This window comes from Paenibacillus sp. FSL M7-1414 (genome assembly GCF_038003195.1).
Classification (GTDB): Bacteria; Bacillota; Bacilli; order Paenibacillales; family Paenibacillaceae; genus Paenibacillus; species Paenibacillus amylolyticus.
Map to the genome: position 1 here is coordinate 4,575,233 of NZ_JBBOOS010000001.1, position 17,217 is coordinate 4,592,449.

The following is a 17,217-nucleotide window of genomic DNA, read 5'->3' on the forward strand; positions in this document are numbered from 1 at the left end:
AGATTAATAGTAGATCCCTAAGCAGTGTAATCCCCTCCTACCGTAGCGACACCTGTGCGCTTCTTGCTGGTTCTGTTCTCTCGTACAGGGCCAAAATAGCGATCGTACAGCAGTCTTTTTTTGTTATGTGCAATCATCTGCTCTACAGCTCTGTCATCGGTTCTCGTGTGCTGCATGGTACTCTCAATCTGCTGCATCGCAATCTCGCGCTCAGCAACTGTACCTTGCACCGCAGCCTGACACAGCGCTTCGAATCCCGGTTCACCGAGCTTGCTCAGACTCTCCGCACTGTTATATCGAACTCTCCAGTCTTCATCCCGAAGCGCTTTGCGCAGCAATGGAATGCTGCCAGATGCATGCTTGTAACCAAGCGCTTGTACCACTTCGGCGCGAACTTCCGGATCGGGGTCCTGGATCAGCTTCAGGATTGTCTCATCCCGGAGTGCCGGACTTGCGCTAAGATACAGCTTCACCGCCTCGGCACGTACATCCTGATGTTCTGCGCCTACCAGTCTGTCGAGTGCAGGCATCACTTCAGGTACAGCCTGTCCCCACATGGCAACCAGTCCGACTTTGACAAAATCAGGATTCCGGTCTTCCAGCAATTCAATTAGAATTCTGCTCGTATCCAGACTCGTTTCGAGCAGAATATCTGCTGCCAGATGGTGAATGGACTTACCTTTGGTTAACAGCAAAGCGAGCATGTCTTTCAGTTCACCTTGCCGAGTCGTACATCTGGAGATGGATCGACCAATCATAATGGCCATCGGGCCCGGTTTCTCATCCTTCAGTAATTCCATCAAACCCGGAACGGCTTCGGGACAACGCATGCCGCCCAAGCGATACGCTGCATCGATCTGGCGACCGTAACGCAGACGGCCCAGTTCCTTCAGATCATGCTCTACGAATCCTGCTTCGCGGCAGAGTGCGATTAATTTGTCGCGATACTCACCCTTGAACTGGTCGATCCATTCAATCAGCCTGTCCTGAATGACTCTGCGTTCCAGCGGAGCCAGCTTGCCTGGTGGCAATTTGAGTGGACTATTCTCGGTCAAGGCTGTTTGCAGATAGGTGAAATAGTCACGCTGCTTCAATTCATAAAACGCCGTCTTGCGTCGTTTGCCATTGTGGGACATTTTCATGGCAAACAATACGATGACGCCTACAACAACAAGTGCGATACAGATGTACAAAAACAGATAGGCCAAAGCCAAACTTGGAAACATGTGAAAAGGTCCTCCTTTATACTCATTTATTCGATCTGAAAACTAGGAATTTTTTCATAACTCTTCTTCATTTTTTCGTAGCTTAGCTTCAGGCGTTCACTATACTGCACCTGCTCCCAAGGCTGCCAGCTATATACCGGCAATGTATTCAGATCCAGGGTCGTCTGTTCACCCCCGGGCCAAGATACGTTCTTCGTGGCGCGGTCCGTTAACCACGGAATGAGGGCAACACCTTCCACAGTAACTGTAGAGAACTCACGTCCATTCTTGAGCGGTCCATAGTCGATCGCTTGCAGCGAACTCGGATCACCGAACCCAAGCAGCATCCAGGGAATTCGCATCTCCACTTGATTGCCGTTATACTGCCATGCCGTTAATGAATCCGTATCTGACTGACCGGGAGCTGTCGTTCCCCGTTTCAATGTTCCGACCTTTTCATTCATGAACGGTTGAGCAGATCGGGTATCCGGCGGTGTCATCCTCAGGCTAACTGCCAGATTCCATGGGTGGAACGGATTATCTGCGGAATCTGACTGCTGATCTGGCAGCATATCGTATCCTTCTTTGCCGTACAGACGCTGATTAAAGTCATAATCCTTGGCGATCTCCACCTGAGATTCTTCATCCTGCCCCAGTGTAATCACCGTCTCAAGACCATCACTGAGCGTCCGGCCCGGGAGTAACTTGTCAGGCTGACTGCCTCCAGCAAGTGTATCGGTCCCAATTCGCAGCACTGTCTTAGCCGGGTCAAACGGTTGATCCAAGGTCAGCCCAATATACAGATAGGCTTCATCATGGGTCATCTTCATTTCCTGAATGCCGTCCACTTGGCCCTGCCAGGTCGTGACCTCTTCATCCTTCAGATCATCCCAGTCATCCAGTGATCCGTCGATGGTCAACTGTTCCTGTTTACCCGGGTCCATGGCAAGCAGACCAAACATCTTCTCGTTTGTCAGCACGTTCAACCAATATGCACGGCGATCAGCCGGGATTTCCAGTGGCATCGTGTTCCATGTTTTTTTGAACCATTCATCCTGCCACATGAACACAATTGCTCCCGAGTATCCTTCATCATAGATATCCTGCGTCAGTGACGCGTCGATATCTCCCTGCTCTACTTCGTTATGTCCACCCTGATTCCGTCCTCCCATACCCAGATGGGAAATACCAAGAGAAGAGGGTACGCCATACTCTGTAATCATTACAGGCATATGGGAAAACTCGGCTTTCAGCTTGCGCAGATAACTTTTGTACGTGTTGTACTCACCGTTCTCATCCTTGATGGTTTGGAGTGTTTTATCGATATGGAACAGATCCGGGTAATACGGGTACACATGGTAGGCTGCAAAATAACCTCCCTGCCATGCCTCCGGCTGAATATGTCGGGCATCCACACTCACGAGATCCTCTTCATACAGCGGCTCACCAGGATGATCCAGCACATCGGTCGTTACCCAGTTGGTGAAGGTCATCGGATGTTCCCACCCATACTTCTTCTCCAGGACCGCCGTATGATCCAGCAGCTCTGCGAGCCAGTTCTCGAACGGTGACGCTTCTGGACTCGCCGAGAAATGAACTCCCTTGTACTGCGGCACGTCCGCATGTTTTGCGTTTGTGTTGTCTACCATTGCCGGGTCCCATTCCGTCCCCACATGCCAGGCCATCAGGTATTTTCCTGCATTCGTTTTGTATTTGCCGCTGGACTCTCCCTGCTTGGCAGGAATGTCCGCATCGCCATAGACAGCAGATACGGCCTTTTCAATCTCCTGCTTGAACGTCTGCTCAATATGGGCTGCATAGGCATCCTGTTTCTCAATCAGCTCTTCTTCAGGTGACCATATGCCCTGTATAAAATATAACGGTTGCTCCCGGCCGCGGTTATATTCGACCAATGCGGAGTAGAAAATCGGTTCGTGAACCGTGTATACCCGGATTACATTGGCTCCCAGATCCTCGATCTGCTGGAACCACCGCAAGTAATCCTCTTTGGTCAGCGGGAATTCTCCCGGGTAATGTCCCGGTGAAGTTGCGCCCAGGTTGACACCTTTGACGAACATCTCCCTCCACGTTCCATCCGGCCCGTATTCCATGAACCGGTCTCCATCGGTCTTGAATTTCATCTCCGTGCCGTTCTCCGCTGTGTACGTAACGAGCTTGGGTTGCATATAGTGCCATCCGGCAAATATCCCACCGGTCACCACCACTGCTCCCGTCAACACCGTTAATAACCAGCGTCTTCGTCTTTGTCTGCTCATGTCTTTAGATTGCTCACCTCTCTATTATGCATCCTGCTTCAACACCGAATGGTCCAATATGAAGCATAGGAATCATTCCGCTTCGGATGTCCGCTTGGTAGAGATGTCAGCGGTGTAGTTCTCACTATAGCGCTAAGACTCTGTATTTGTAACTAGGCTGATGGAAGCAAACATGAAATGGAACATTCTGCCCATGATTCGTAAAAAGGTCCATCAACTACCACTCGAAAGCCTCTGGGATACCTCTGATTCCCAAACACTAATAATTGCTCGAATTGCATGGATTAGATGCCTGCTGATCTTGCACTTCTGGAACCTTTATTGTTATGTGCAACGCGGGTACAGGCATCGTTTTACGTTTGAACACATACCCAATTAAACGCGAGTCATATGTTAAAGTTGCGGACCTTTTTACAGTATTAACCATAAAGATTACAAAATTGATACTATAGTCCGATAACGCATCAGCGATATTCCGCGTCACATCAAGGTTTTCTGAAAAATGCAGAAAACCAAAAAAGGACGTCAGTCCCCCTCTATAGGACTGTACCCATTTATAAACCTTTTACAAAAACCTAAATGAACGCCCGGTCATCACCCAGAGGTCACAGATCTCTCACATTAAATGTAAAAAAGCACATCTTATTTCCTAATTTCTGCCTCTAATATAGCTAATCCATAATTGTGTCCAATTTGCAAAATAATTCCGGTTGCTGCATTTCGAATTGTCGGATATGCTTATAAAACAAGAACACTTGTTCCGTACTGTAAATAAACTGTTAATTATCGATGTTCAAATGAAAATAATTGCTTCTTAACATAAGAGCTTAGCATCATGAATAAGGAGAGAAGTCTTATGCCTCGCCAAGACAGACGTGTCATCATGTTGGCAGACTGCCAGTCATTCTATGCCAGTGTGGAGAAGTCTGCACATCCGGAATACAAGGACCGCCCCCTCGTAGTCGCGGGAGATCCGGCGCGCCGTTCGGGTATTATTCTTGCGGCCTGTCCACTCGCCAAGTCCTATGGAATTACGACAGCAGAACGACTGGGCGAAGCGCTCGCCAAATGTCCAGATGTTGTTGTTGTTCGCCCCCGGATGGCCGAATACATTCGGGTATCCCTTCATATTACGCGTATCCTTCAGTCTTACACCGATCTGGTGGAACCCTATAGTATTGATGAACAGTTTCTCGATGTCACCGGAAGCCTGGATCTGTTCGGCAGTCCCGAGACGATTGCACGCAGCATTCAATCGAGGGTGATGGATGAGACGGGTGTGTATATTCGAATCGGTATCAGTGATACCAAGGTCGTTAGCAAGATGGCCTGTGATCTATATGCCAAAAAAGTCCCTGGCGGCATCTGCACGTTGCCTCGCAAAGATCTGCCGTCCACCATCTGGCAGAAGCCTGTACGAGACATGTTCATGGTAGGTTCCCGCATGGCGCAGCATCTCTATAAAATGGGGGTCCATACGATTGGTGATCTGGCCCAGACCCCTCTGTCCCGACTGAGAGAACGTTGGGGTGTGAATGGCGAGGTACTGTGGCGTATCGCCCGTGGTATTGACGATTCCCCGGTCAAACCCGGGACATATGCTCATCAGCAGCAGGGGATCGGACATCAGATGACGCTGCCCCGGGACTATGACTCCTGGGAAGATATCAAAGTGGTACTGCTTGAACTGGCGGAACTCGTCAGTCGACGTTCCCGGGACAAATCACTCATGGGCCATGTGGTCTCGGTTGGATGTCGCGGACAGGATTATGATCGACCAACCGGTTTCTCCCGCCAGATGAAGGTGAATGAACCCACCAACATTACGGATGAAGTATACGATGCGGCAGCAGCTCTGTTCCTGCGCCATTGGGACGGATTACCCATCCGCCGCATCAGCGTGTCATTGACCGGACTTGTACCCGATTCCGAAGTGCAGCTGTCCTGGTTTGATGAACGCGAACGCAAAAGAGAACTGGAACGTGCCACGGATGATATCAAGCGCAGGTACGGAGATACCGCCATCATGCGGGCATCCTCCCTCTGCTCGTCCGCGCAAGCCCATGAACGTTCTCATAAAATTGGAGGTCATTATAAATGAGTAAAAAATTGCAGCAAAACGGTATCTTCGAGTCCTCACGTATGATGCTCCCCGAACACCGGGAAGCTTACATTCTTCATCAGGAACAACTTGCTCCTCGTACCCGCCCATCCCTGGATGCCCAGGCCGCGGAAGAAATGTCCCGTTTGCTCAGCAACTCGATGATGCTTGGAGATAGGGTCACTATTACGTTGTTTCACGAACATGACGATATCCGTTACACGGGGCAGGTGCTTCGGCTGGACCGTCCTGCCCGGACCCTCAGACTACTGATGGAAGATGGGTCCCGGGATATTCAGATGAACCTCATTACAGATGTGGCCCTAGCCGATGACTGAAGGGAGATTTACCCACCCCGATGTTGTGGATATTCCATGATAGATGCAGCATAGCCGTTGCCATGCAGGACTGTCTTCCTACACTTCCAGGTGAATACCAAAAGCAGCCGACGAGACATATCCAGACCATTCACTTCGTTCTAAAGAAGCAAAATATCAGATATGTGATTCATCGGCTACATATAAGGGTAAAACTTCTTTTTTCTGAAAAACTTCTTAGAAAAAGCTCCAATCGAATTCCTTTGACAGACGCTCCAGCAGATGCACACCGGCAATACTGTTGCCTTTGCGATTCAGAGCCGGGCCAACAAGACCTATGCCGAATTGTCCCGGTACAAGGGTCAGAATTCCACCGGATACTCCACTTTTGGCGGGCAATCCGACCTCGATGGCAAATTCGCCTGATGCATTATACATACCACAGGTGGTCATGAAGGTTTTGGCAATCTGAACATAGCGACGAGGGATGAGTTCTTCTCCCGTAATTGGATCTGTTCCATTATAGGCCAAAACGAGTGACATTCGAGACAGATCTGCACACGTCACTTCAATGGAGCAATGACGGAAATACACGGCAAGCACGTCTTCAACGTCATCCTTAATGACCCCGTTGTGCTTCAAAAAGTAGCCAAGTGAACGATTCATATGACCGCTCTCCGATTCGGACTGGAATACCTCTTCGTTATAGCCCAGCTGATCATTATTCGCCAGTTTGCGGAAAAACTCCAGAATGCGGCGTGATTTTTCTTCCTTACAATCTCCTCCAACAAGCGAAGACACCGTAATCGCACCTGCATTAATCAAGGGATTAAACGGAATACCGGGTTCGACTAGTTCAAGCTTGATCATCGAATCGTAATCGTCGCCTGTCGGTTCTTTTCCTACATTAAAGAAAACTGCTTCTTCCCCATGATCCATCAGGGCCAGAATAAGGGTAAATACTTTGGAGATACTTTGCATCGTAAATGGGACACCGCAATCCCCTGCTGACACATAGTTTCCTTCGGCGTCCATGATATGTATACCAAGCTCATCCTGAGAGGCTTTGACAAGCTCCGGGATATAAGAAGCCACCTTACCTTGCCCGGTGTGCAAACGACTGGTCTCCAGCCACTCCGGCAGTAATGCATTCAGACGTTCCATGGTTGAATTGCTCATATGTCATCTCCTCCACATCTCTATATAAGCAAGCATCTTGCATGAAATGTACATGGGTGAACCCATGCACCATGGTGATAATGAGCTCATCTGCATCATGCAAGATGCCCTATATTATCTGATTACCCTCAGAACAGTTCCTTTACCGCTTCATTTGAAGATTTAACTCCAAGATCTCACCAGGAAGACCATCGTAATCACCCGTCCAGGTGGATACAAAGTTCTGTCTGGTCAAGATCCGGCGAGAAGCAGCGTTACCCGGATCGATAACTGCATAGAGTGATCCAATCCCTGCGGCTTGTGCCTGAATAATCAACCGTGACGCAATGGATGTGCCATGACCTTTGCCCCAATGTTCAGGTAGGATCATGTAACCTATCTCAGCCTTGGTCGGGTCCTCCTGATCCGGAATCAATTTGGCATACGCCACACCGGCACCATCTTCACTATATACTCGGTAATGTCCACAAGTGGAACGCTCATTAAACTCCAGCATGGACTCAAATTGCGTTCTCGCCTCTTGCTCCGGTATTGCACGTTCTGTAATCTGTTTCATTACTTCCATATTGGAAACCAACGCATAATAATCATCAAAATCAGGTTGTGTGTATTTAATGAACTTCATGATATGCCTCCTCTGGGTACATAACTTATCTTGGTCTTGTTAAATTCACCTAGAGTATAACAGATGCGAATGATGGAATGCACACAAGGCACCACGCTTACAGGCAGCCAGATGATCCAATAGGCCAACAGGCTGGCCGGCAATCTGGCCACTGTAGATACCAAAAAGCGGCCTCTACTGGAGACCGCTTTGTTTACTTTGTTTTTTAATTTGCTTTTTAAGATGAAGAAATATCCTCAGTTCCGTACTTCCAGTGCATGTTATTAGCTTGCCCGGGATGAAGGGTTAAGGTTCATCTGTTTTTCACGTTGACGAGCACGACGACCTTCACCTGGAGGGGTGATGATCAGTGCGAGCAACAGCGAGACAGCGCAGAGTACAGCAATCACGATGAAGGTTAGATGGAATCCGCCCAGCAGGGCGCTGATGAATGATCCTGCCAAGGCACCAAATCCAAATCCCTGATAGATCACACCATAGTTTTTGCTTTGATTTTTCAGTCCGAAGTAATCGGCCACAATCGCCGGGAATACCGTAATGTTACCGCCAAAGCAGAATGCAACGGCCGCCACACAGGCGAAGAAGATCCCGAAGGTCAGTGGAACCAGACTAAGTGTCATGACAGCTACGGCTGTAACCAGCAGCGCACCAGCGATGACTTTCATTCGTCCTACTTTATCCGACAGCGCACCAAGAATAATACGTCCTGCCGTGTTAAAGATTGCAACCATGGCCACTGCGTTCGCAGCGGTAGCTACATCAAGACCTGCAAGCTGTACACCGATATCTTTAACAATACCGATCAGGTACAGACCGCTCATACACGCCGTGAAGAAAATAACAAACAGCATATACGCTTCTTTTGTACGCAGCATCTCTTTCACCGTGTAATCATGACGTGCTACGACTTGTTTGGATCCTTCCTTGCTTGTAGGAGCCTGTTCACGAACAACCGCTTCACGGATCAGGAATGATCCCGCAACCACCAGAACCAGAACGATAATACCCCAGTACATAAATGCCTGAGCAGGACCAACGGCACCAATCAATGCTGTGTTCACATATTTGAACAATAAACTACCGGTACCAAAGGCGCCGACCGAGATCCCCGAGATCAGACCTTTACGCTCCGGGAACCATTTGATCAGATTAGACAGCGACGTAATGTAAGCCGTACCGTCTGCAAAACCAACAACAAATCCAGCCAAAATGTACAGCAGTGTTAACGAGGTGACTTGGGAACTCAGAATAAGACCCAGCCCAAGCACAACCCCGGCTACACGGATCAGGCGCTGAAGACCCCAACGTTCCTGCAACCGGCCTGCAAACAATGTGGCAAATGCCAAAGCAAAACTGGTAATTGAAAAAGTTATCGCGACCGAGCTGACGTCCCATCCGAAACGATCAGACAACGGTTGATTAAATAAACTCCAAGTATAGATGGTTCCAAGACCCATTTGTACAATGATGGTCCCCAAAACAATAAGCCAGCGATTCATTTTTGTAGGTGCAGATGTTGATTCAGGTGTTGATGAAACGGATGAAATGGTTGCTTTCATCGTGATCTCCCCTTTGCCGATGTCATATACATGAATGCGTTCACAAGCTAATCATACATGAAAGGGGATTCATCACACCGTTTTGAGCATGAGTTGCATCAGATGCGGAATGAAATGCTGCTAGATGCGCATGAGTTGCCTGAATTCTTTGACCTTCCCACGACTCACGGGCACTTCAGCTTCCAAATCGCGCAGACGGAGCAGATACGTATTGTTGAACCAAGGTACAATTTCACGGATTTGCGACAGATTTACGACGTACGAACGGTGGCAGCGAAAGAACGTATCCTGTGGCAGACGGCTGTGAAAATCCGATATGCTCACTGGCATGGTGAACTCCCCATTTTTGGTATATACCTTCGTCACTTTCTCTTGTGCTTCCGCATAGTAGATATCTGCCGTATCCGTAACAATAATATTGTCATTCCGCAGCAAATTAATTCTTCTATCTGTATGGGAATTCGTATCTCGTTCTCGTACCAGTTCACCATGCGCAGCAGATCCGTCCGCCGTAGGGGCTGGTCCATCCTCAACATGTTGCTCCACCGGCGCATGATCACGTTTGAATGCGAGCTCCAGCTTATGGAGCATTGCAGCAATTCGTTTCTCGTCATACGGCTTCAGAATATAATCAAATGCCTCCAACTCAAAGGCTTCCGCTGCATGTTCCTTATACGCCGTCGTAAATACAATGTAGGGTTTCGTTGCAAACTTCCCAATATGATGGGCCAGCATCATACCGTCCAGCGAGGGAATATTGATATCAAGGAAAATGACATCTACTTCTTGTTCCTGCAAAAATTTCAGTACATCCAGCCCGTCTTCAAGGCGGTCCACAACTTCAATCTGACTATGTTCCTGGATTAAATAATTCAATTCCTCACTTGCCAGAATCTCGTCTTCCACAATAAGAGCTCTCATTGATCCATCATCACCTTGTTACGACATCTCCTTTGGGCACATCAAATAAAATATCGGTTCCTTGTTCCAGCCTTGTAATGGTTACACCTTGTCCGTAGATAAGCTTGACCCGGCGATGCACATTATATAGCCCGATCTGGTTACCAGGCATACGGTCGTGGTAGACCCGTTCAATAATATCTGCACTGATGCCTGCACCTGTATCACTGACACTGATTCGCACAAACTCCGGATAATCCTGTACCCGAATTCGAACAGTTCCAGGTCCTTTGACCTTGAGAATGCCATGAATAATTGCATTTTCGACGAGCGGCTGGATAACAAGACTCGGAATATGCACCGCGACCTCATCAATGTCATAGATCACGTTAAGTCGGCTGCCAAAGCGAGCTTTCTCAATCTCTACATAATTACGGACCTGCTCCAGTTCCTTATGAATATCAATTAACTCATCCGACAGCTCCAGATTGTAACGCATGTACCCGGATAGATTCACAATCAGCTCCCGAGCACGATCCGGTTTGGTTCGGATGGACGATGCAATCGCATTTAGCGCATTAAACAGAAAATGAGGGTGAATGGTTGTCTGTAATGCACGCAGCTCTGCTTTGTTGGCAGCAGCCTTGATCTCTTCTACCCGCGATACCTCCATCTGGGTCGAGATGATCTGCGACAGACCTACAGCCATCGTTTGTAATGGATACGTAATTTTGTACGCTTTGCGATAATAGATTTTGAGCGCACCTGTAATGTCTCCTCGTTCTTTGAGCGGAATGATTAACAGTGAGTGGATATCGGGTGTTTTTTCATCAATCACATCATTACTGATCGTAATCTCCCCGCTGGATATTGTCTTCTTGGTCATCTCACTTATAATTTCATTACCGATATGATATCGTTCTTCACCAAATCCTACATACGCCAGTACATTCCGGGTATCCGTAATTGCAACCGCATCGGCCTGAATATCCTCCTGAATAATCCGGCAGATTTTGCGCAGAGAATCCTCATCAATTGAACGGAAATACGGTAAGGTCTTGTTTGCAATCTCCAGCGCCAGCTTCGCCTGACGAGCTGCAATCATTTCCTTTTCCCCTTCAACACTTTGCACCAAGAGCACAATCAGCCCAATGTTGACTTCACCCAGAATCATAGGCAGCGCAATCTTCGAAACAATATCGGCACCCAGTGGATCAGGATAGGAAAATAACAGGATTAATAACATCGTCAGCGCTTCACAGATCATTCCAGCACCAATACCGATGATCCATCGCTTGGGCTTGGGCGTGTACTTATGTATATATCCAGAGACCAGACCTGCCAGGATACTCGTGATCAGACACGGTATAGCTGTGACGCCATCCATATCGATCAAATACCGATGCACCCCGGAGACAATACCCGTAACAATACCCACAGGCGCTCCGAACAAAATACCACCCGATAACACGGCGATGATCCGTACATTCACCAGTGAACCTTCAACATTAATGCCCGTATATGTCCCGAAGATGGCAAAAGCACAGAATAACAAGGTAACCGCAATAGACTCCTGCCACCTTAATTTCCCCTTTTGCAGAATCTGTCTAAACCTTGGCACCCTCGACAGAAAGAATAAAAATATAATCAACAGCGCCGCCCGTTCAAATAAACCCAGCAGCATCGTAAACATTTCCAATCTTACTTCCTCCACATCTGTTTGAAAAATAAAATGCATACCGACACAGCCACGCCTTTTTGAAAGAACATCTAGGACATTAATCCATAAAGCTCGTATGCAACAGTTTACCGCTCCCCCCGGAGGAAAGCAAAGTCCATCCTGTGAAAAAACATCAACAAGACAGCACCATGCATGCATATGATAGTTCATCCCTTAACTTCTATGAAAATATCCGACTCCAGAAAAACCTATGTTATAATTAGTTGTCATGTTATTCCAATTATTCCCGATCGCTCATCGGCGATTGTCCTGCGAATAATCTTAAGCATCTCAACTCTGACACTCATCGTTCAAGTCTACAACCTTAAAGGAAACCCATATAACTTTATTTTAATATTCGTATTTATCGCTTCATTAATAGCCACTCGTTCTTTTAACGTTACGAACAAAAACAGATAAAAATAAAAACAATAGGCCATGGCAGGCTCTATACGATCTGAAACTAATCCAAAAAGGCCAACCAGACGTACCTGGTTGACCTCAAGTCCAAAATTCATGAAAAATTTCGCCTGATAAAATAACTTGGTGTGCAGCTCCAAGCATGGCAATAACTGTTGACCAAATTGCTGCCATAAGGAGAATACGTTTTGTCGTCCGGGTCGTAGAGCTCCCAGAAAGTGTCCGCTCCATCCTTCAGCATACCGCCCCAATACCTTCGGATCTGCTCCAGTGCCTTCTCCTCTTCCCCGCACATAATCAATGCATCAACATAATGATGAACCATGTACGGTGTGGTCATGCCAATAGCTTCTTCGTTACTCATTAACCGATAAAGTAATTGCCGGGCCGCTGGAGCATCCATGATCTCAGCCAGAACCATCCACACTTGCGATGCCCAGGATATCTGTCTTTTCTCACCACTGATGAAAACGCCCTGTTCACCATCCCACAGATGTGCGAGGGCTGCTTGCTCAGCGTCTTTGATGTATGTGTTAATCCATTCCTCATACTCCGGCAGCCCTAGTTCTTTGGCAATCGATCTGCCCCTTTTCATACTATAGATGAGCACTGCCTGAGCACCCGCCTGTTTATTTAATTCTTCATGCCAGTCCAGAAAACAATACCATGTATCGTCATCCCTTACGATGCCCCGCTCATCAAGTCGTTTAAGCCCATTCTCAATCTGTTCTCTAGCCACCGGCCAAAGTTCTTCCAACGTTTCCCTGTCCTTGGTAGCTTCAAAATAGTCCCATAATGTCGCAATAAAGAACAACGCATAGTCATATAGGTAAATGTCGTCCACGTACGGTTCCGGTTGTTCGTACAAACAGGCTCCTACCTGGCCTCCTTCTAATCTCGTTCCGGCAAAGAGATAGAGACAGCGCTTGACGAGATCATTACAGCCGAATGTTTCATAATTGACGAGGGCCTGAAGGCGAAGATCTCCGATCCATAAACGTCGATCGCGCTTCGGTCCATCTTCGAATACCATCTGCATGCAATCCCGGAGTGTCTTCACGCACACGCGATCTATTTCCAGCAGCTCCGTGTCGATACCTTCAGGCAATTGAGGTACTGCCCCTATGTCTGCTGAGGTCACCGTCAAGCAATATATATCGTTAATTCGAATATCGTAACGGATCGACGTTTCTACCACCTCGATTTTCAGATACCGAAAGGCATAGCGACGGTCCAGTGTTAGCGTGCCAGGTAACACATCCACATTCACGATCTCGTCCTGAAGCCATGAACGGCTAAGCCAACCCGAATATTCTGCAAAATTCTCACCGACCTCACAGGGCATTTCTCCAAATGTGAGCTTCAACCTGAGAGGTGCATCTGCATTACTGCGCTCGTTAAGAAGCGACAAGGTCAGATAACCGACGAGATGCTCCCCGAAATCCAGCGTAACACGGTCTCCCTTGCACAGCACTTGATCCGATAAGTGTTCTGCTAAGCCTATTGGTTCGATACGCCATCCCTGAAAAGCCGACGTATCCGGAACTGCGCTCACGATATGTTCCGGATAGACCTTTTGCTGGTGAAGCTCCGGCATCAGACCCTGCGCTTTTTCCAGCCAGGCGTTGTTTATCACTTTTTCATTCATTGCAGTGTCCTCCTTAACCTTTGACCGCCCCAACGGTCATACCACCGATAAAATATTTTTGCAGGAACAAGAACGCCAGCAGCAACGGTAGTGCGCACAGAAAGCACGCTGCAAACAGGACATTCCACTGCGTGGGATTTTGCTGATCGCCCAAAAATCCGAGCATGGCCAGTGGTAACGGTGAATCTCCTGCGCTGGAAATAAAGATCATATTGAAGAAATAATCGTTCCAGATCCAGACACCTTGCGTAATAATGACCGAAACCGTTACCGGAATGAGTAAGGGGAACACGACGGTCCAGAACCGTTGGAATAATCCCGCCCCGTCGATGTGCGCCGCTTCTTCTACCTCCTCAGGCACACCGCTTCGAATGAAGCCCGTGTACAGGAAAGTTGAAAACGGCAGACTGCACGTAATGAACATGAAAATAGGCGTATATTGATTCGTTGGGATATGAAGCGCATTAATCATTTGCACGATCGGTATCAATACCATTTGCGCAGGTACCACAAGTCCGGACAAAAAAAACAAATACATGAACTTACTTAGCTTTGTCTTCAAACGGGCCATCGGGTAGGACGCCATTGCCGCAAACAGGACAACGAACACGACCGATACGCCGGTTAACACCACGCTGTTCCATAGCGCTTCCGGAAAGTGCATGCGGTCGAAGGCAGCCTTGTAACTTGCAAAGGACATCTCCCGGAACAGGACCAGCGGATTTGTGTTGTTGCTTGGATCTCGGAGTGATGTCGAAAAGGCAATAATTAACGGAATCAGGTTTAACGCCATCACCAACAGCACAACGACCTGAACGGACCCTTTCCCCAAAACTTTACGAAGCATCATGCCGACACCTCCCGTTTGTTCATTTTCAGGACAAAAACAGCGGTAATGACGATAATCACGGCAAAGGAAATAACGCCAAGAGCCGAAGCTTTACCAAAGAGTTGTTCGGTAAATGCCATCTTGTATATGGTATAAATCAGCGTGTTGGTAGCCGTGCCGGGACCGCCATTCGTCATGATAAACGGGAAGTCGAACGCTTTGAGTCCATTGATCAAACTTAACGTCACGTTGATTGTAATCGCTGTTGCCAGTAATGGAATCTTCACATGTCGTAGCAATCTCCATGAGCCGCAGCCATCAATCCGTCCGGCTTCCAAAAGGTTGCTTGGAACAGTCTGTAGTCCTGCAAGGAAGATAATCATTGTCGTTCCGATCGTCTTCCAGATTTCCACGAAGATAATAGAATACAGTGCGGTCGAGTAATCACCCAGGAAATTCAGTTCATTTGCGATACCCAGTCTATCGAGAAAGGAAGAAATCAGCCCGTAATCCGGCATATAGACGTAACTCCACAAAAAGCCGACGACAATCGCACTGAACAAAGTGGGAATATACGCCAGGGAACGGTAAATCCCGGTTCCTCTTATTTTCATGTTTAACAGCAATGCCATTGCCAAACCGATGATATTACCAACTATGACGGTGACAAACGTATAGATCAGTGTATTTTTTAAAGAGATACCTAGGATGTCGCTCCGGAACAATTCCTTATAGTTGTCGAAACCGATATAGTTATAGGCTTGGGCGTACCCGTTGTAATCCGTTATACTGTACTGGAACAACCGCAGGATCGGGAAGATCCAGAAGGTCAGGTAGAAGATCAATGCCGGCAAAGCAAACCAGTACATGGACTTTTTCATTACAGTAGAGCTCATCCTGCTCCATCCTTTCCAAGGGGCCTGCGGCAAGGGAAGAAGGACAATCATTCTCCCCTTTACAGCAGACAGCATCGTTTGGTTCTAGTTTTTCCATAGCTCTCTAAACTTGGTTTCCATGGCGTTTGCCACATCTTCTGGTGTTGTTTTCTGTCCAGCAATAATTTCGGCAAACTTTGCCTGCATAACGTCCGATACTCCGGCTGGCCACATCTGGTTGCTAAAGTAGATGGAATTTCCAGTTTGTTTATAGTTGTCATTCACTTCCTTAAACAATTCATTTTCAAGTTCTACGTCCTTATAGACGCTGATGGAACTGTTGGCTTCCACAAATGCTTTGAACAGATCGGATTCACCATCAAACAGGTAGTTCAGTACTTCCTTGGCTGCATCCAGGTTTGCCGATTTGGCGTTCAAAGCGTATCCGGCAGATGTTGCAGCAGATACAAACACCGGCTGTTCCGGCTCGTTACCTGGTAATGAAGCGAATCCGCGAGTAAATTCGGCAGCGCCTTTGGACGTCATGGAGGCATAATCCCATGTTCCCGTAAAGGTCATTGCTGCTTTCCCGTCGATAAACAACTGCGCAGATTGGGCACTACCAATGCCAAGTGAGTTTTTGACGACGTAGTTGTTATCATAGAGCTCTTTGTATTTGGATATGGTTTGAATCCACTTTGGATCAGTCAGCGATTTTTCACCGTTCTGCAATTTGACATCAAAATCCAGCTCATTCGGATACACGACATTCGCTGCAATCGGATACATTCCGAATTGGATCATCCAAGGGTCCTTGTCTCCCATCGCAATTGGCGTTACGCCCGCTGCCTGCAACTTTTGACACAAATCCAGAAACGAAGGCCAATCCTTCGGAAACTCGGAATATCCCGCTTGTTGTAACAACTCCTTATTGTAGTAAACGCCCAAGAAGTCCAACCCTTCGGCCACGCCGTAAGGTTTACCCTCATAGGACATATCTTCCTTCGCTCCTTGGCTGATGTTGTCCCAGAACTTCAGATCTGACAGATCCGCAGCGAAGCCTGCCTTTGCAAAATCAATGACACCGCCAGCCGCATTTTTCGGGAAAATCCAGAAAATGTCCGGTCCCTGTCCAGCCGCAAGCTTGGTTCGAACAGATGTATTGTATTGATCATCAGGCAACTTTTGTACTTCCAAGTTAATGTTCGGGAACTTCTCTTTGACTAGGCGCGGCAAGGTCTCCAGCTCGAAATCCTCTCCCTCGGATGCCTTGTTTCCCGAAAGCATCATCGTCAACGTAATTGGCTTTCCTGACTCATCTGTACTCCCGTTATTGGTATCCGTACCGCCCCCCTCCTCGCTACTGGAGCTGCATGCGCTCAGAAACATCAAGAGCAGTACCAAAGTTAGGGACCACAGTCGTTTTCTTTTTTTCATCTTGTCATTCCCCCAATTCATGTTTATTCTTGCTTTGTGCACATTCTCATCATACGGTGGGCAAAAGTGCATTTGCTTTGGCTCGTATGGTGCACTATTTTTAGAATTGACAAATGGCGGGAGGAG

General features: G+C 47.7%; 13 protein-coding genes. 2 read left to right on the forward strand and 11 right to left on the reverse strand.

Annotation, left to right across the window (positions count from 1 at the left end):
• Nucleotides 1-17: 17 nt before the first annotated feature.
• Complete coding sequence (locus MHH92_RS19905) at nucleotides 18-1,226, reverse strand: HEAT repeat domain-containing protein (protein ID WP_340905825.1); 1,209 nt, start codon at nucleotides 1,224-1,226, stop codon at nucleotides 18-20.
• 26 nt (nucleotides 1,227-1,252) lie between these two features.
• Nucleotides 1,253-3,481 (reverse strand): hypothetical protein, encoded by a 2,229-nt coding sequence (locus tag MHH92_RS19910; protein ID WP_340905827.1) that lies wholly within the window; start codon nucleotides 3,479-3,481, stop codon nucleotides 1,253-1,255.
• Nucleotides 3,482-4,337: 856 nt separating this feature from the next.
• Between MHH92_RS19910 and MHH92_RS19915 the strand changes: the two genes are divergently transcribed.
• Together MHH92_RS19915 and MHH92_RS19920 are read left to right on the forward strand one after the other, a co-directional pair.
• On the forward strand, nucleotides 4,338-5,582 hold the full coding sequence (locus MHH92_RS19915) for a DNA polymerase IV (RefSeq protein WP_340905829.1): 1,245 nt from the start codon (nucleotides 4,338-4,340) through the stop codon (nucleotides 5,580-5,582).
• The gene (locus MHH92_RS19920) at nucleotides 5,579-5,920 is read left to right on the forward strand and encodes a YolD-like family protein (protein WP_074095753.1); all 342 of its coding nucleotides are present in this window, start codon (nucleotides 5,579-5,581) and stop codon (nucleotides 5,918-5,920) included. The genes MHH92_RS19915 and MHH92_RS19920 overlap by 4 nt, the downstream gene beginning before the upstream one ends.
• A 216-nt stretch (nucleotides 5,921-6,136) precedes the next feature.
• Here MHH92_RS19920 and glsA read toward each other — a convergent pair whose 3' ends face one another.
• The 9 genes from glsA to MHH92_RS19965 form a co-directional block, all read right to left on the reverse strand.
• Nucleotides 6,137-7,078: a glutaminase A gene (gene glsA / locus MHH92_RS19925; RefSeq protein ID WP_036614565.1), complete on the reverse strand. Its 942-nt coding sequence runs from the start codon at nucleotides 7,076-7,078 to the stop codon at nucleotides 6,137-6,139.
• A gap of 142 nt (nucleotides 7,079-7,220) precedes the next feature.
• Nucleotides 7,221-7,703 (reverse strand): GNAT family N-acetyltransferase, encoded by a 483-nt coding sequence (locus MHH92_RS19930; protein ID WP_340905834.1) that lies wholly within the window; start codon nucleotides 7,701-7,703, stop codon nucleotides 7,221-7,223.
• Between the two features lie 263 nt (nucleotides 7,704-7,966).
• Entirely contained in the window at nucleotides 7,967-9,202 is a 1,236-nt protein-coding gene (locus MHH92_RS19935) for an L-lactate MFS transporter (protein ID WP_036614939.1), read from the reverse strand.
• Nucleotides 9,203-9,382: 180 nt separating this feature from the next.
• Complete coding sequence (locus tag MHH92_RS19940) at nucleotides 9,383-10,183, reverse strand: LytR/AlgR family response regulator transcription factor (protein ID WP_047843671.1); 801 nt, start codon at nucleotides 10,181-10,183, stop codon at nucleotides 9,383-9,385.
• A gap of 10 nt (nucleotides 10,184-10,193) precedes the next feature.
• The gene (locus MHH92_RS19945; RefSeq protein ID WP_445744712.1) at nucleotides 10,194-11,846 is read right to left on the reverse strand and encodes a LytS/YhcK type 5TM receptor domain-containing protein; all 1,653 of its coding nucleotides are present in this window, start codon (nucleotides 11,844-11,846) and stop codon (nucleotides 10,194-10,196) included.
• Between the two features lie 550 nt (nucleotides 11,847-12,396).
• Nucleotides 12,397-13,950, reverse strand: coding sequence for an alpha-L-rhamnosidase-related protein (locus MHH92_RS19950; protein WP_340905836.1), 1,554 nt, complete (start codon nucleotides 13,948-13,950; stop codon nucleotides 12,397-12,399).
• A 13-nt stretch (nucleotides 13,951-13,963) separates the two neighbouring features.
• Complete coding sequence (locus tag MHH92_RS19955) at nucleotides 13,964-14,800, reverse strand: carbohydrate ABC transporter permease (protein ID WP_340905837.1); 837 nt, start codon at nucleotides 14,798-14,800, stop codon at nucleotides 13,964-13,966.
• Nucleotides 14,797-15,675, reverse strand: coding sequence for a carbohydrate ABC transporter permease (locus MHH92_RS19960; protein ID WP_340905839.1), 879 nt, complete (start codon nucleotides 15,673-15,675; stop codon nucleotides 14,797-14,799). Before MHH92_RS19960 ends, MHH92_RS19955 begins: the two co-directional genes overlap by 4 nt.
• 84 nt (nucleotides 15,676-15,759) lie before the next feature.
• Nucleotides 15,760-17,091 carry an ABC transporter substrate-binding protein gene (locus MHH92_RS19965; RefSeq protein WP_340905840.1) on the reverse strand — a complete coding sequence of 444 codons (1,332 nt, stop codon included), beginning with the start codon at nucleotides 17,089-17,091 and terminating at the stop codon, nucleotides 15,760-15,762.
• Between the last annotated feature and the right edge of the window lie 126 nt (nucleotides 17,092-17,217).

What these genes read in the sequence shown, in the direction of transcription:
- MHH92_RS19930 (WP_340905834.1), bottom strand. Translation starts at nt 7,703, where the DNA reads ATGAAGTTCATTAAATACACACAACCTGATTTTGATGATTATTATGCG.
- MHH92_RS19905 (WP_340905825.1), bottom strand. Translation starts at nt 1,226, where the DNA reads ATGTTTCCAAGTTTGGCTTTGGCCTATCTGTTTTTGTACATCTGTATC.
- MHH92_RS19935 (WP_036614939.1), bottom strand. Translation starts at nt 9,202, where the DNA reads ATGAATCGCTGGCTTATTGTTTTGGGGACCATCATTGTACAAATGGGT.
- glsA (WP_036614565.1), bottom strand. Translation starts at nt 7,078, where the DNA reads ATGAGCAATTCAACCATGGAACGTCTGAATGCATTACTGCCGGAGTGG.
- MHH92_RS19965 (WP_340905840.1), bottom strand. Translation starts at nt 17,091, where the DNA reads ATGAAAAAAAGAAAACGACTGTGGTCCCTAACTTTGGTACTGCTCTTG.
- MHH92_RS19945 (WP_445744712.1), bottom strand. Translation starts at nt 11,846, where the DNA reads ATGCTGCTGGGTTTATTTGAACGGGCGGCGCTGTTGATTATATTTTTA.
- MHH92_RS19920 (WP_074095753.1), top strand. Translation starts at nt 5,579, where the DNA reads ATGAGTAAAAAATTGCAGCAAAACGGTATCTTCGAGTCCTCACGTATG.
- MHH92_RS19960 (WP_340905839.1), bottom strand. Translation starts at nt 15,675, where the DNA reads ATGAGCTCTACTGTAATGAAAAAGTCCATGTACTGGTTTGCTTTGCCG.
- MHH92_RS19915 (WP_340905829.1), top strand. Translation starts at nt 4,338, where the DNA reads ATGCCTCGCCAAGACAGACGTGTCATCATGTTGGCAGACTGCCAGTCA.
- MHH92_RS19910 (WP_340905827.1), bottom strand. Translation starts at nt 3,481, where the DNA reads ATGAGCAGACAAAGACGAAGACGCTGGTTATTAACGGTGTTGACGGGA.
- MHH92_RS19955 (WP_340905837.1), bottom strand. Translation starts at nt 14,800, where the DNA reads ATGATGCTTCGTAAAGTTTTGGGGAAAGGGTCCGTTCAGGTCGTTGTG.
- MHH92_RS19950 (WP_340905836.1), bottom strand. Translation starts at nt 13,950, where the DNA reads ATGAATGAAAAAGTGATAAACAACGCCTGGCTGGAAAAAGCGCAGGGT.
- MHH92_RS19940 (WP_047843671.1), bottom strand. Translation starts at nt 10,183, where the DNA reads ATGAGAGCTCTTATTGTGGAAGACGAGATTCTGGCAAGTGAGGAATTG.